Here is a 14,278-nt window from a genome sequence, read left to right on the forward strand (position 1 = left end):
ATATAGAATACTATAATCACAAACGAATCAAGGCAAAATTAAAAGGTATGAGCCCGGGACAATACCGAGCCGATACCCAACAAGCCGCCTAACGAAATAACCTGTCTAACTTTATGGGGTCACTTCACAATCGAAGGTCCTTTTTTTATGCCTATAAGAGACTTTATGTTAACTAGTTTTGTATAGAGTATTCATGTCATACTTTGAGACCTTGTTCAATTAAAAGGTCATATTACAGAAGATTATTTTAAATAAATCATCTAATGAAGACTTTAAAAAACTGGGCTTTATCACCCAGTCCAAATAGTGAAAGACAGATTATAACGAGTTGTTTTTCTTGAACTAAACAAAAAGATAGATACGTTTTTATGGATAATAGAGGGGAATTTGGTGAGGATATAATTAATTCTCTTCAAACGAATGGTGGTTAATTATTATATGGAATGGGAAAATATATGGAAAGCAATATTGATTGTTATTGCAGGAACAGTACTTTTGAGAATTGCAGGTAGGAAAACAATTTCACAAATGACATTGGCTGAAACAGTTATAATGATTGCTATTGGGACTTTACTTATTCAACCAGTAGCAGGAAAAGATATTTGGACAACCTTTTTGATTGGTGGTGTTCTTGTCGGAACACTATTAGTAATGGAATTTATACAGATAAAATCTGATACTTTTGAAAAAATGATTACAGGTAAAGCAAAGGTGGTAATCAGTAATGGAACCCTGAATGAAAAAAACTTGAGGAAACTTAGGTTATCGGTGGACCAACTTGAAATGAAATTAAGACAAAATAGTGTATCTAAAATAAGTGACGTAAAATGGGCAACGCTAGAACCAAATGGGCAAGTAGGTATAGAGTTGAAAAAGGATGCTCAACCTGTAACGAAAAAGGATTTCGAAGATTTCAAACAAACAATGATTAATTTAATACCGAGTAATTCTCAACTTACTCATATAAACGAAATATTAAACTTGATAAACAAACAATATGAGGTTGAAAGCCAAGAGGACATATTCGCAGAAGTTCAGAATAAAGCACATAAAAAGGCCCCACCAAAGCATTTACAATAATCTAAATAACGAGCTTTAGTAAAATAACTGAGGAGCCATTTTTATAACTTTTTCACATTATCAATATTTCACAATCAGGCGTTTTAATTGAACAAGCAGCTAAAAGGATCTTTTCTCAAAGATTCTTTTTTACATTCCGATAACATCGCTTATGGTGGCTAGATGTGTATGCAAACCCCTTTGGGATCTTATTCGGTTCTGGTGCAAAGATTGCATTTCTTTGAAAGAGGTATATAGACTCCTAATGGAATCTGTTCTTATGCAGCCATTCCAACTAGTTAATGAATGAACTTCACTTGATTGTGGACAGACTTGTCCAGTAAAGCAAGTTGTCCTTTTTTAATGATATGCATCGCTTCTATTCCCGAAAGAATAGATTTTGCTTTTCCATACTGATCACGTCCTTTTTTAGAGTAATAGTATCAGTATGTCCAAGTTTGAGAGAATACTTGCAGATATTTTGAAGTTTTTGCACCAGAACCGTTGAACGTTTTATTAAGGAAATGTTTTGAAGCTGATAAATCCTTGTGGTTAGGTTTACCATCTACTAAAATTAATAAAAACTGTTGAGTGATAATAAATTTGTTCAATTTACAATAAAGTTGTTTAATATTACATGTGTAAGCGAAAAGACTAAATAAATATAAGTCTTCACCGATCTACCGACCTAAGAAAGGATTTTTATTAATAACCAGTTTAAGATAATGGGTGAGTGATTAGGGGAATTTGTATGATATTTATAGAGTTAGATGAAATAGAATATAGAATTAATCAACTGAGAAAAGAATTGTTTCAGATTGCTGACATAACTGGATTAAATAGCCGTGAGACCATTTATTGCAGTCAGAAATTAGACCAACTCATCACGATCTATCAAAAATCTTCTTATAAAAATAGAAATATGTTAATGTTTTAAATGTTCATTTTGAATATACCTTGTCTGAACATTTAAGTATTTAGTCAAATCAAGATGGAAATTTGTTCAATTAAAAGAATGGTTTCTGACTACATTTTTAAAATTTTGATAAAATTGTTTTATTAAGATTTTGAAAGGTGTAGTCATCAATGGAAAGGTTCATATAAATTGACAGATCTTCCTACTTTAATGAATGAAGAAACTGATTATGGCATCTATTAAATATACGGTAAACATCCGGTTTATGGTAGCGATGTATTATTGTATATTGGTAAAGCTAATTACCAAACACTTGGGAAAAGAATTTCTCAAGAGGATTGGCTTAACACTAACGATTCAAATAATACTAAAATTTACGTCGAAGATTACATGGTCAAAAAAATCCAACTAATGAATTATGGTCTAAAGAAATAGATTTAGCTGAGCGTTTATTAATTTATGTTCACAAACCTGCTTATAATTCTAGAAGCATATCATCACTCCCAGATTCAGAACTTCAAAATGTACATATCCTCAACTGAGGGCACCATAGAGACCTTCTCCCTGAGTTGTCTGGATTTCGATGGAAAAATTAAATGTGTTGTTTGCTTGGACAGCACTTTTTAATTGCTATTTAAGATAAATATATCTGTAGGGGCTAGTGAGTTTAAAAATATTTGTTTCCATATTACATTGACAAGACTTTATAATGCTTTTACACTTGAAAATGATTATCAACTTCAATCGGGAGGATTTTATATGTTTAATGCAATAAACAGTCGAAATATTTTATTAACATTTATTTGTATTTTTTTATTTTCAACCTTATTACTTGGTTGTACAAATGCTAGTGATGAGGCTGCAACGTCAGAGGGCGTAAAAGAAAATATGCTTACGATCGCTTGGCCAAGGGATGTGGGAGAAATGAATCCACATGTTTATAATCCTTCACAATTATTCGCTCAGTCCATGGTATATGAGCCGTTAGTAAGCTACGGAGATGGAGGCGAGCTCAAACCGCATCTAGCTGAGTCATGGGAAATCTCTGAAGATGGAAAAGATTATACATTTCATCTGCGCGAAGACGTGAAGTTTTTTGATGGAACTAGCTTTAATGCAGAAATTGTAAAAAAGAATTTTGACACGATTTTAAATCATATGGATTTACATAGCTGGCTCGGGTTCCTTTCGAAAATAAGTAGTACGGAAGTCATCGACGAATATACGTTTAAAATGACATTAACTGAACCATATTATCCAACGATTCAGGAGTTAGCTGTTGTTCGACCGGTTCGTTTCTTAGGTGAATCTGGATTCCCTGAAGATGGCGATACCTCAAAAGGTGTCGTAGAATCAGTCGGTACAGGTCCATGGATTTTGGAAGAGTATAAAACCGATGAATATGCCATATTTAAAAGAAACGAAAATTATTGGGGCGAGCTTCCAGAAGTAGAAAAAATTCAAGTGAAAGTCATTCCTGATGCGGAAACGAGAGTACTTGCGTTTGAAAAGGGTGAGCTAGACTTAATTTACGGTGAGGGGGTTATCACTTTAGATGCCTTCAAACAATTGGAATCAACGGATAAATATGAAACAACCATTTCTGATCCGGTTGCTACGAGAGAGCTTGTGATGAATTCTAATAGAGAACAGCTTTCAGATGAACGTGTTCGCCAAGCGCTACATTATGGATTTAATAAACAAGCAATGGTGGAAGGAATCACTTCTGGTTTAGAAGAAGTTGCAGATTTTATTTTACCAACAAACCTGCCTTACACTTCCGACATTGATGTGAGGTCAATTGACTATGATGTTGAAAAAGCAGAAGAATTATTAGATAAAGCAGGCTGGATCCTTCCTGAGGGGAAAACGGTTCGTGAAAAAGATGGACAGCCACTTGAAATAGAGATGATGTACGATTCAGCAGAATCCATTCAAAAAGCAATGGCAGAAACGCTACAATCAGAATGGGCAGCCATTGGTGTAAAATTAAATATTGTTGGAGTAGAGCTTGCGGTTCAAGTTCAAAGATTTAAAGATAATGACTTTGATATTAATTTCTTTAGTAATTATGGTGCTCCATATGATCCGCATACATTCATCAACATTGTGGCAAAAGAAGGATTTGGATTTAACGAAGCCATTTCAGCCTATCCGAACAAAGCGGAAATACTCCAACAAATCGCACTGATTCCGCAGACAACGGACGAAGCAGAACGTCAACAGCTTTACACATCTGTTTTAACTTCATTGCAAGATCAGGGAGCCATTGTTCCGATTTCTTATATTAAGAAAACAGCTATTTATCAAAAAGATGTCACTAATTTCAATTTCGCAGCTAATCGTGACGAAAATCCATTCACAGGAATTAGCTTGGAGCAGTAAGCAGTAGGAGGCTAACATGGGCACTTATATAATAAAACGAGTAATGTCCATTATCCCAGTTTTTCTTTTGGCTGCACTTTTGACGACTGGGATGATCCATCTTTCACCGGTGGATCCGGCCGAGGCCTATTTAACAGCAGCTCATATCGAACAGACTGATGAAATTTTGGCCCAGAAAAGACATGAGTTTGGTTTAGATCAACCATTCTTCGTGCAATATGTAAACTCTATTATGAAGATATGCAAACTTGATTTTGGCATATCTTATGTTACGAATAAGCCCGTTTGGGACGAGGTGATCTACCGAATTCCAGCGACCCTCCAGCTAGCTCTAGGAAGTTTATTCATTGCGGTGCTCGTTAGTGTTCCCCTTGGCTTTCTGGCAGGAGTAAAGAAAAACAGCGCGATTGATCATTTTAGTCGCATCCTTTCCTTTTTCGGGGCATCCATTCCTTCTTTTTGGCTAGGTTACATCTTGATTTTTTTCTTTTCAGTAAAAATGGATCTTTTTCCAGTCGAAGGGATTGGGACATGGCAGCATCTTGTTCTCCCTTCCGTTACATTGGCTCTTCCATTAATTGCGATGTACACAAGATTGTTGCGTGCTAGCATTCTTGAAAACTTACAAGAGCCCTATGTGCTATTTGCAAGGACTAGGGGAATTAAAGAAAAAACGATTATGGCCAAGCATGTCTTAAGGATCGCTATTTCTCCAATGATTACGGGACTGGGGATGAACCTTGGAAAACTACTAACTGGAACGATTATCGTGGAGACCGTTTTTTCTTGGCCTGGGTTTGGTCGTTATTTTATTGAAGCGATTTTTAATCGTGATATCCCAATCATTCAATGCTATGTGTTCATTGCAGCTAGCTTATTTATAGTAAGCAACTTAATCGTTGATCTGATTCAAATGTATATTGACCCGCGCATATCCAGGAAAGAAGGGCACCAGAGATGATAACCAGTATACGTAAGATATTCATAAGTCAAAAAGTGATTCCGATATGTACCACGACATTAGGGATTCTTTTTATCATCCTGTTATTAGCTCCCTGGATCGCACCCAATGATCCAATTGCGGTCAATTTAGCTTATAAACTACAGCCTCCATCATGGGAATTCCCGTTAGGAACCGACCACTTAGGAAGATGTAACTTATCACGCATTTTATATGGGGGACGAATTTCATTAGGCTTTGCGATGCTCATTTTCATTTCATCCTTAACGATTGGTTTAATCATTGGAACCTTTTCTGGATATAAAGGTGGGTGGGTGGATCAGGTTTTGATGAGATTTTGTGACGGTGTAATGGCATTTCCGAGCCTTATCCTAATTCTTGGACTGGTTGGGATTTTCGGACCGGGACTTCCGCAAGTCATCTTAGCGCTGATGCTGGTACAATGGGTTTATTACGCGAGAATTTTCCGAGGAATGGTCCTTAGTCTGAAAGAACAAAATTTTATTGCAGCGGCGAAAATTAGCGGCTCCTCTCAGTGGAAGATTATTAGAAATCATATTGTCCCAAATGTGCTCCCTCCACTTGTCGTCATGGGAACACTGGAAATGGGCTGGGCCATCATGGATATATCAGCGATGTCGTTTCTTGGTTTGGGAGTACAACCGCCTACACCTGAATGGGGAGCGATGATTCACGAAGGAAAGTCGTATATTCGGACGAATCCAGAATTAATGCTTTATCCGGGTTTGATGATTATGCTCGTAATTGTGACCTTCAATTTATTGGGCGAAGCGTTATCCGAACGTTACGGTGTCAAACGTCGATCATAAAAAGGAATGAGAATGTTGGGTACAGAACAGTCGAATGTGTTACAAGTGAGAGATTTACATGTACAGGTAAAAACAAAAAATGGTGCTGCTACCCTTGTTGAAGATCTCAATTTTGAACTGAAGCGAGGGAAGGTTCTTGGTCTTATTGGGGAAAGTGGATGCGGTAAAACCGTTACGAGTATGTCCATTCTTCAGCTTCTCAATCGGAAAACAACAACGATTGAAGGCAGTATCGTATTACAAGGACGAGAGTTGAACGGTTTAGGAGAGAAAGACATGCGTGAGATTCGTGGCAAGGATATCGCCTTTATTATGCAAAATCCGATGAATGCTTTCACGCCTGTTTTTACAATTGGCCATCAATTTATTGAAACGATTTGTTCCCATACAAAATTGAATAAAAAACAAGCAACAGAGCTAGCAATCGAAGCGATGCATCATGTGAATTTACCCGATCCTGTTAAATTGTTAAAACACTATCCTTTTCAATTGAGTGGTGGTATGCTTCAACGGGTGATGATTGCGATTGCTGCATGCTTACATCCAGCTATTATTATTGCCGATGAACCAACAACCGCACTTGATGTGAACAATCAGAAGAAAGTACTGTATCACTTGGATAAAATTCGCTCTGAATATGGTTCAGCGATTTTATTAATATCCCATGATCTCGGTGTCATTTCTGAAATGGCTGATGAAGTTGCTGTTATGCAGAATGGTCGAATAGTAGAAAAAGCAGATGTGTTCCAACTATTTGATGAGCCACAGCATGAGTATACGAAAAAACTATTACATGCACGCTCCATATTACATTTAGATGAATCTGTCGTCCATTTGGCTTGACTTAAAGGGGTGAAAAAATGAGTTTATTACAACTAAATGAAGTAACTCATAGCTACGGATCCCGAACGTTTTTCAACTGGAAAGACCGTTCTAGAAACATCCTTTCTGACATTTCTCTCTCTATGGAGGAAGGAACTTGTTTAGGTTTGCTTGGTACGAGCGGAGCAGGTAAAAGTACCTTAGGAAAAGTGATTCTTGGTTTAGAACGGCCGCAACACGGACAGGTTCTGTTTCAAGGGCATGATATTTATACCGCAGATAAGCATACTCGTCAAAAAATTCGTCGTGATCTTCAGGCTGTCTTTCAGGATTCCTACTCATCGGTCAACCCACGAATGACGGCCGAACAAATTATTGCTGAGCCGCTAGAAAACTATGAAAAGCTAACACCCGCTGAGCAAAAACGGACCGTTATTGAATTATTGGTAAGGGTAGGGCTAAGTGAAGAAGACTTAAAAAAACTCCCTCATCAATTTAGCGGTGGCCAATTACAGAGGATCAATATTGCAAGAGCCATCTCACTTAAGCCAAAGCTGATTGTCTTAGACGAAGCGGTCAGTAGTCTAGATATGGTGAATCAAACCCTGATTATCGAATTACTAAAGGAATTAAAAGCAGACTTCGGGTTATCGTTTCTTTTTATTACACATGATATTAAAGCTGCTTATACCATTAGTGATAGACTAGGTGTACTAGAAAAAGGAGAATTGGTCGAGCTATACGATGAAAACAATCAGTTCTTTACTTCAGAACATCCTGTAGTAAATGAGATGAGAGATTCAATGCTTGCCGAACACCCACGTTTTCGTTCAGTTAGACGTGCTTAATTTAAAAAGTATTTACATTTTTCGAATGCCTCGATTTCATTTACAAAATCGGGGCTATTGTTTTTATTTGAAATGATAGAAGGAGGCCATACCGAATGAATCATCGTGCGTACCTTACTTTGGCGATTCCCCTCACAATTTCAACTATGACAACGCCCTTGTTAGGTGCTGTTGATACAGCTGTTGTTGGGCAGCTTCCTGATCCAGCCTATATTGGAGGAGTTGCAATTGGGGCTCTAATTTTTAATACATTATATTGGGTATTCGGATTTTTACGGGTTAGTACATCTGCCTTTGCTGCACAAGCGAACGGGGCAAACGACTCAGATCAAGGAATACTTGCGTTATCCCGTCCATTTTTATTAGCTGTCGTGGTTGGGATTTGTTTTATTCTCTTACAATGGCCGATTGAATATTTGGCAATGATATTGTTTTCCGCTGATTCTGATGTTAGTAAGTTTGCAGCAGAATATTTTCGAATCAGAATCTGGGGAGCACCCTTTACGTTGATAAACTATGTTATTCTTGGCTGGCTAATGGGGATGGGTAAGATTAAAGAATCATTATTTTTACAAGTGTTAATGAATGTTTTGAATATGATTTTGGCCATTCTTTTTGTCCATGTCTTTTCTTTTGCCGTAAAAGGGGTCGCTATGGCTGCTTTGATTGCTGAGGTGATAGCCTTTATATTAGGGTTACTTATTGTGATGAAGGCATCACCATTTTTATGGAGATTCCCATCCTTTCAAGAACTAATAGATACTCAGTCTATGAAAAAGATGTTTAACGTTAACAAGGATCTGTTTATTCGAACAATTTGTTTATTAGTCGTTATCAATATGTTTACAGCAAAAGGTGCTTCGTTTGGTACAGACATTCTAGCTGCAAATGCTGTACTTTTTCAAATTCATTACATCATGGCGTATTTCTTCGATGGGTTTGCAAATGCCACGAGTATTCTCGTAGGTAAAGCGGTAGGATCAAATGACAAGGAATTATATAAAAAAACACTTACTTTATCAAAGCAATGGTCGGTGATTACGGCTTTTGTTATAGCCTGTGTATATGGATTATTTCAAGAACAAATTATTGCCCTTTTTACGAATCTACCTAGTATAATCGAACTTTCAACAAAATATGGAATTTGGATCAGTCTTTACCCGTTTGCCGCGTGTTTTGGCCTTGTCATTTATGGTGTCTTTACGGGAGCAACTGAAATTGCTCCCGTTCGAAACTCTATGATTTACGCAATGATCGTTTATATCCTTATACAAATTATGATAACACCTATCTGGCATAACCATGGCCTATGGCTAGCTTTCATAGTTTATACGATTTGCCGATCTGGATTCCTAGTCATATATACTCCTAGATTAAATAAAAAATTATTTGAAACAATGAGCGTAAAAAACATCGTCCGTAATAGTAATAACGCTACGTCCAGATCGTTAAAATAACGAATAAGTAATATAGCTTGAAGGCGATAAGCTTTCAATGTACCGAAGATTACAGGCTGTTTTCGAACAACAAAATGGGAAAGTCATTAAAATTGAAGACATATCACAGTCTCTTCATGCCATGACCAACGAGTTGAATCATGTAATGGATAAAATTGGGAACGAATTTTAAGTTACAAAAGAACTTGGAGTTGCAACTCCCTTTTTTATGGTGCTAACTTGCAGTTTAGTTGATGAAGAAGTAACCAATATGGTTCTCTTTAATTATTTAGAATGATAAAGTGGGGATAGAAAGATATTATGGTTGAACTAAAATATTTTGAACGGTCAGATTTCAAGCAACTTATTGATTGGGTTGATTCACCTGAATTCTTACTTCAATGGGGAGGTCCTGGGTTTGATTACCCCTTGAATGATACTCAATTAGAAAACTACATAGAGAATGCCAATAACGAAAATGCAGATACATTGGTGTATAAAGTAATTGATAAAGAAACTAGAGAAGTTATTGGACATATCTCTTTAGGGAAAATTGATAGAAAAAACCAATCTGCAAGAATGGGAAAAGTATTAGTCGGTAATAATACCGCAAGAGGTAAAGGAATAGGTCAGCAAATGATTAAGGAAGTCCTTAAGATTGCATTTGATGGACTTAAATTACATAGAGTTAGTCTTGGTGTATTTGACTTTAACGTTCCTGCAATCGCCTGTTACGAAAAAGCAGGATTTATAAAAGAAGGTTTACATAGAGATTCACGAAAAAATGGTAATGAATACTGGAGTTTATGGGAAATGAGTATCTTAGAAAATGAATGGTCGGAAACAAGAAACATTTAGACTTCTTGAACTAAACCAGCTAATCGAAGCAAACCAATTATTCCATATTAGGACTCAATGTTGTTGAGAACAATATTGAAGATCTAATCGAAACAGATCTATATCAGATGTGTCTTCGTAACCAAGAACTGTTACCCTTAAGTTGTAAAGCTTGTTCCCTTTATACAATTTGTGGGGGAGGGTATATGCCCCATAGATGGAAAAGTCAGACTGGTTTCTCAAATCCCAGCGTTCATTGTAATGACCTATACGATGTAATTACACATATACATACTAGAGTTGTTAAAGATTTGACTGTATCGAAGGTCAACTTTCAAACGGGAACGTAGCGTCGTATGTCCATTGCGTTCTGCAGAAAATGATAGAGTCTTACAATAAGAGGTATACCATTAAACAATTAGAAATAATAACTATCAGCCTTCTAGGTGTCCTAGTAAGGCTCTTTTTCTGTGGGCAGCTCTAACAACATAAAAAATAAAACGAGAATGTTCTTTAACAAACGAACGGGTAGCGTTAGTAAAACAAGAATCACATGTAATCGTCACACAATCGCGAAATGATTCCTCTCCATCTCCTTAAGTACTCGTCATAAAAGTGCTAGTGATTCATCCTTATCAAAAAATGGTTGGTTATCTAAATGATATCCAACCATTTTTGTTACCTATAATATCTGATTATGAGAACTAGTTTAATATAGAAAGCACCCTCATAAAATTTTTATATAAATCGAATTATAAAATAAAGCGCTCCCAATTGTCAGGAGGTTAATGATGGAAAATAAACAATTAGATGAAAAATGGCTTCGACTAGTCAAAGAGTTAATAAAATCTGACGTATCTAAAGAAAATTTTAGAGCGTTTATAGAATCTAAAAAACTTGAAAAAGAAAATAAAAAGAGGTTGGGTACCCTTTAGGTACCCAACCTCTTTTGCCTATAATTTACATTATGTGAACTAGATTTGTATAGAGTATTTATCTGATCCTTAAAATTCTTTTATGAAGTTAAAAAACAACCACCCAAAGGGTCATCGGAAATTGGGTTACATTTAGCATTATCCCTTGAAATGTGTTATACAATTTATGATTGACAAATTAAATCTGACATACTATTATAATATTAACAAATAAAAAACGCTTACATTTTAAAAGGTTAGAATTGTCTATCTCATAAAATTCAAACAAGGGGAGTTTTTCTAATGGGAACTATCATTTGCCAAATTTGCAATAACACAATTGAACATTTTGAGAATGAGAAAGTATCAACTTTGTACGGACAATGCACTTGCTGTGATAAAAAACAAAAGAAGGCTTCTAAATAATTCAAGCATAAATCAGTACTATAAAAACCGTTCTCAACATTTGAGAACGGTTTTTATAGTTAATAAATCATCAATATATGGTATTTTTCTCAGGGTAATAATCAAATACGTAACTAAAAAAGAAACAAACCCCCTTTTTCTTCAGATAACTTTTTGAAAAAGTAGTTTGTCTATACTCTGAACCCCTCAGATAAATCTGAGGGGTTTTTGAGTGCTAATAATCAGTGATTATGTTAACTATATGTGAATAAAACAGCCATTTACATAACTGTAGGTAAACTTTTACAATACTTTATAAATCCTTAACAAAACTTTAACAAGTGAACTTTAATATATAATTTGAAAGCAACATAATCTGGGGAGGAACAACTCGTGGCTATCGGTTCTAGTGTGATATTTAGAGGAGAAAAGTATAAAATTATATGGTTATATGATAATGGTACTTGTGAGATCAAGAAAAAGGATTCATTAGGCCAAGTTGAATTAGTGCAACTTTCTGAGCTTAAAATCTTTGAAAAAAACATCGATTTCTGCTGAATCTGATGGTTTTTGATTATCTATAAAGCTGATTATGGTAACTAGATTTGTTTTAACTTGTAAAAAATGTCGTAAGCTTGAATTTTCAAAAATATAAATTCAAAATGATTCACTCTCTCTTCCATCTCTTTCTTTTCTCTTGTCCTGTGTGTGGGTAGTGGGAGTGGATCATCTACCAGCATCTACTATCCGTTCGTCCTCATTGTCCTCTTTATCTTAGTCCCTATTCTCATTGTGGTAGTGAGTAGTTGACCACGTTCTTAAGGATTCTCAAGAATGAAATCTCCTAAAAATAACAGAGTCATAACTTAAAAATTTTGGCACTATTTTTAAAGTGTTGAATTATCAAGGTACTGAAAGGTTTCATATCTTGTCGTCAAAAGTAGAAAAGATTGTGAACAATTGTACTTAAGCTAAAACGCCCTTTTTGTTGAAATTATTGTACAAACGGTGCAGTTTAGTTAAAGAGTGGTGTTTGTTCTATGTCCAAAAATTGAGCGAATTTATTGAAGAACATTCAGTAAAGAAATTATTTCTATGAATTAATACTAGGTAATACTTACTAACAAGTATTTATTCAAGATATGGTGTCTCAGTTTTTATCAGAAAATAAGAATATTCGAAATTTTATAATGAAAATTAATATTATTCGTTTTATAATTATAGTGGAGTTAATTCACTATAAATAATCTTGGGGGTGTTTGCCATGGCCATAGCAGTCATAAATGAAAAAGTTGAAGTATTTAAAAAGAGTATAATCGATATCGTAGAAGTTCTAAATAAGACAGATGAATCTATCCTTTATGTGAAACCTTCTGAAAAAGAATGGTCAGTAATGCAAATTGTTTCCCATGTTTTAGAAGCAGTAGATTTTTGGTTAGTTGACTTAGAAGCATTATTAATTGTACCTGGTGCAAAATGGGGACGTAACCATGAACATGTACGTCGATTAGCTGCGGTAGATGAAAATGTGGTAGCACAACTGAAAAAAGAAGATGTGATTGAAGCTTTACAAAACTTAATACCAAGAGTCGAAATGACACTTGCGAAAGTGAAAGAAGAAGATCTTGAAAAAACAGCACCAAGCTACAATCCAAACTTTGATGGAAAAACATTAACATTCTTAATCGATCACTTAATTATTAAACACGTAGTTGGCCATCACGATCAAATCGTGCGTCACTTAGCTAAAGTACAATAATTTTCAATAGAGTTTGTGCAGTCCATCTAAAGCTTACTTATAGGCTTTAGATGGACGTTTTTATTATAAGGGTGATTAAGTTTATATGGTAATTGAATAGAGTTTGCTTTTCCATACTGATCACGTCCATTTTTAGAGTAATAGTATCAGTATGTCCAAGTTTGAAAGAATACTTGCAGATATTTTGAAGTTTTTGCACCAGAATCAACGAAAGCCCCTTTGTATATAGAAGAGAGCGAAAGTAATAGAATAATAGGTTAAACCCTTGATATTACTAAATTTCTACAATTTTGGTTGTACCGATAGATCGTTACACATGTACTGATTAATTCAGTACATATTTACAGATTTTTTTTAAATACTAAATAATGGTGAATAGGGAAAACTATTTAAAAAGTTCTTGAAAGGGTAATGAGTATGCACATTGCTATTGCTATTTTAACTATTATGGCTTCTTTTAAGTGGGGAAATTGGAGAAACTGGAGGGAATATCATGCAAGTATGTTTTTTATTGCTACAGGTGGTTTGCTTTATGAATACATTGTAAAAGACTATGCCTTATGGGAGTTTCATCCTGATTTGCTATATGGACAAGATATGACGGTAATTATATATGCTCTTATTACTATGCCTGTTAGTATTTTTCTATTTCTCTCCCATTTTCCCGTAAGATGGTTTTATCGACTGCTTTACATATTGCTTTGGTCTGGAATTTACATCGCAGTTGAGTGGATTTTGGATGTGTTTGGGAGAATTTCATATCAGAATGGATGGGAATTTGGATATTCTTTTTTATTTGATATCATTATGTTCTCGGTCATTGCATTACATCAGTATTATCCATTCCGAGCATATATCTTATCCGTTTTTATTATCATTTTCTTGATATTATACTTCAAAGTTCCTTTTGAATTTGCTAAATAACTCGAACTTGATATCTTCAGTTGCTTATTCATAAGCAGCTAAAAGGATCTTTGATTGAAGTGACCCCATAAAGTTAGACAGGTTATTTCGTTAGGCGGCTTGTTGGGTATCGGCTCGGTATTGTCCCGGGCTCATACCTTTTAATTTTGCCTTGATTCGTTTGTGATTATAGTATTCTATAT

16 protein-coding genes and 1 pseudogene are annotated in these 14,278 nt (G+C 35.3%); 15 read left to right on the forward strand and 2 right to left on the reverse strand.

Annotation, left to right across the window (positions count from 1 at the left end):
- Both K9V48_RS24395 and K9V48_RS24400 read left to right on the forward strand, forming a co-directional pair.
- A partial coding sequence (locus tag K9V48_RS24395) for an IS3 family transposase (RefSeq protein WP_224141722.1) occupies nucleotides 1-92 on the forward strand: 92 nt, incomplete at its 5' end.
- A 346-nt stretch (nucleotides 93-438) separates the two neighbouring features.
- Nucleotides 439-1,080: a DUF421 domain-containing protein gene (locus tag K9V48_RS24400; RefSeq protein ID WP_224141708.1), complete on the forward strand. Its 642-nt coding sequence runs from the start codon at nucleotides 439-441 to the stop codon at nucleotides 1,078-1,080.
- A gap of 278 nt (nucleotides 1,081-1,358) precedes the next feature.
- Here the strand turns inward: K9V48_RS24400 and K9V48_RS24405 are convergent.
- Nucleotides 1,359-1,466, reverse strand: a pseudogene (locus K9V48_RS24405) (IS6 family transposase); the annotation flags it as partial.
- A 344-nt stretch (nucleotides 1,467-1,810) separates the two neighbouring features.
- Here K9V48_RS24405 and K9V48_RS24410 point away from each other — a divergent pair.
- The 13 genes from K9V48_RS24410 to K9V48_RS24470 all read left to right on the forward strand — a co-directional run bounded on the left by K9V48_RS24410 (nucleotide 1,811) and on the right by K9V48_RS24470 (nucleotide 14,096).
- Nucleotides 1,811-1,996: an aspartyl-phosphate phosphatase Spo0E family protein gene (locus K9V48_RS24410; protein WP_224141709.1), complete on the forward strand. Its 186-nt coding sequence runs from the start codon at nucleotides 1,811-1,813 to the stop codon at nucleotides 1,994-1,996.
- A 738-nt stretch (nucleotides 1,997-2,734) separates the two neighbouring features.
- Nucleotides 2,735-4,360: a nickel ABC transporter substrate-binding protein gene (gene nikA, locus K9V48_RS24415; protein ID WP_224141710.1), complete on the forward strand. Its 1,626-nt coding sequence runs from the start codon at nucleotides 2,735-2,737 to the stop codon at nucleotides 4,358-4,360.
- A 16-nt stretch (nucleotides 4,361-4,376) separates the two neighbouring features.
- Entirely contained in the window at nucleotides 4,377-5,321 is a 945-nt protein-coding gene (gene nikB / locus K9V48_RS24420) for a nickel ABC transporter permease subunit NikB (RefSeq protein ID WP_224141711.1), read from the forward strand.
- Nucleotides 5,318-6,151, forward strand: coding sequence for a nickel ABC transporter permease subunit NikC (gene nikC / locus K9V48_RS24425; RefSeq protein ID WP_224141712.1), 834 nt, complete (start codon nucleotides 5,318-5,320; stop codon nucleotides 6,149-6,151). The genes nikB and nikC overlap by 4 nt, the downstream gene beginning before the upstream one ends.
- 15 nt (nucleotides 6,152-6,166) lie before the next feature.
- Nucleotides 6,167-6,994 carry a nickel import ATP-binding protein NikD gene (gene nikD, locus K9V48_RS24430; protein ID WP_224141713.1) on the forward strand — a complete coding sequence of 276 codons (828 nt, stop codon included), beginning with the start codon at nucleotides 6,167-6,169 and terminating at the stop codon, nucleotides 6,992-6,994.
- A gap of 17 nt (nucleotides 6,995-7,011) precedes the next feature.
- Complete coding sequence (nikE, locus tag K9V48_RS24435; protein ID WP_224141714.1) at nucleotides 7,012-7,821, forward strand: nickel import ATP-binding protein NikE; 810 nt, start codon at nucleotides 7,012-7,014, stop codon at nucleotides 7,819-7,821.
- A gap of 95 nt (nucleotides 7,822-7,916) precedes the next feature.
- On the forward strand, nucleotides 7,917-9,278 hold the full coding sequence (locus tag K9V48_RS24440) for an MATE family efflux transporter (protein WP_224141715.1): 1,362 nt from the start codon (nucleotides 7,917-7,919) through the stop codon (nucleotides 9,276-9,278).
- Between the two features lie 300 nt (nucleotides 9,279-9,578).
- Nucleotides 9,579-10,115, forward strand: a complete 537-nt coding sequence (locus tag K9V48_RS24445) for a GNAT family N-acetyltransferase (protein WP_224141716.1) — start codon at nucleotides 9,579-9,581, stop codon at nucleotides 10,113-10,115.
- A 770-nt stretch (nucleotides 10,116-10,885) separates the two neighbouring features.
- Nucleotides 10,886-11,029 carry a hypothetical protein gene (locus K9V48_RS24450; protein WP_224141717.1) on the forward strand — a complete coding sequence of 48 codons (144 nt, stop codon included), beginning with the start codon at nucleotides 10,886-10,888 and terminating at the stop codon, nucleotides 11,027-11,029.
- A gap of 282 nt (nucleotides 11,030-11,311) precedes the next feature.
- Entirely contained in the window at nucleotides 11,312-11,434 is a 123-nt protein-coding gene (locus tag K9V48_RS24455) for a GapA-binding peptide SR1P (RefSeq protein WP_224141718.1), read from the forward strand.
- Nucleotides 11,435-11,806: 372 nt separating this feature from the next.
- The gene (locus K9V48_RS24460; RefSeq protein WP_224141719.1) at nucleotides 11,807-11,971 is read left to right on the forward strand and encodes a hypothetical protein; all 165 of its coding nucleotides are present in this window, start codon (nucleotides 11,807-11,809) and stop codon (nucleotides 11,969-11,971) included.
- A gap of 706 nt (nucleotides 11,972-12,677) precedes the next feature.
- Entirely contained in the window at nucleotides 12,678-13,172 is a 495-nt protein-coding gene (locus K9V48_RS24465) for a DinB family protein (protein WP_224141720.1), read from the forward strand.
- Nucleotides 13,173-13,589: 417 nt separating this feature from the next.
- Nucleotides 13,590-14,096: a CBO0543 family protein gene (locus tag K9V48_RS24470; protein WP_224141721.1), complete on the forward strand. Its 507-nt coding sequence runs from the start codon at nucleotides 13,590-13,592 to the stop codon at nucleotides 14,094-14,096.
- Between the two features lie 90 nt (nucleotides 14,097-14,186).
- On the opposite strand, the gene K9V48_RS24475 is transcribed toward K9V48_RS24470, so the two are convergent.
- Nucleotides 14,187-14,278 (reverse strand): IS3 family transposase (locus K9V48_RS24475; protein WP_224141722.1); only part of this gene is annotated, 92 nt, incomplete at its 5' end.

The organism is Metabacillus rhizolycopersici, assembly GCF_020075705.1.

Excerpts from the sequence above, each read along its gene's own strand:
- K9V48_RS24400 (WP_224141708.1), top strand. The coding sequence starts at position 439 with ATGGAATGGGAAAATATATGGAAAGCAATATTGATTGTTATTGCAGGA.
- K9V48_RS24410 (WP_224141709.1), top strand. The coding sequence starts at position 1,811 with ATGATATTTATAGAGTTAGATGAAATAGAATATAGAATTAATCAACTG.
- nikA (WP_224141710.1), top strand. The coding sequence starts at position 2,735 with ATGTTTAATGCAATAAACAGTCGAAATATTTTATTAACATTTATTTGT.
- nikB (WP_224141711.1), top strand. The coding sequence starts at position 4,377 with ATGGGCACTTATATAATAAAACGAGTAATGTCCATTATCCCAGTTTTT.
- nikC (WP_224141712.1), top strand. The coding sequence starts at position 5,318 with ATGATAACCAGTATACGTAAGATATTCATAAGTCAAAAAGTGATTCCG.
- nikE (WP_224141714.1), top strand. The coding sequence starts at position 7,012 with ATGAGTTTATTACAACTAAATGAAGTAACTCATAGCTACGGATCCCGA.
- K9V48_RS24440 (WP_224141715.1), top strand. The coding sequence starts at position 7,917 with ATGAATCATCGTGCGTACCTTACTTTGGCGATTCCCCTCACAATTTCA.
- K9V48_RS24445 (WP_224141716.1), top strand. The coding sequence starts at position 9,579 with ATGGTTGAACTAAAATATTTTGAACGGTCAGATTTCAAGCAACTTATT.
- K9V48_RS24450 (WP_224141717.1), top strand. The coding sequence starts at position 10,886 with ATGGAAAATAAACAATTAGATGAAAAATGGCTTCGACTAGTCAAAGAG.
- K9V48_RS24455 (WP_224141718.1), top strand. The coding sequence starts at position 11,312 with ATGGGAACTATCATTTGCCAAATTTGCAATAACACAATTGAACATTTT.
- K9V48_RS24465 (WP_224141720.1), top strand. The coding sequence starts at position 12,678 with ATGGCCATAGCAGTCATAAATGAAAAAGTTGAAGTATTTAAAAAGAGT.
- K9V48_RS24470 (WP_224141721.1), top strand. The coding sequence starts at position 13,590 with ATGCACATTGCTATTGCTATTTTAACTATTATGGCTTCTTTTAAGTGG.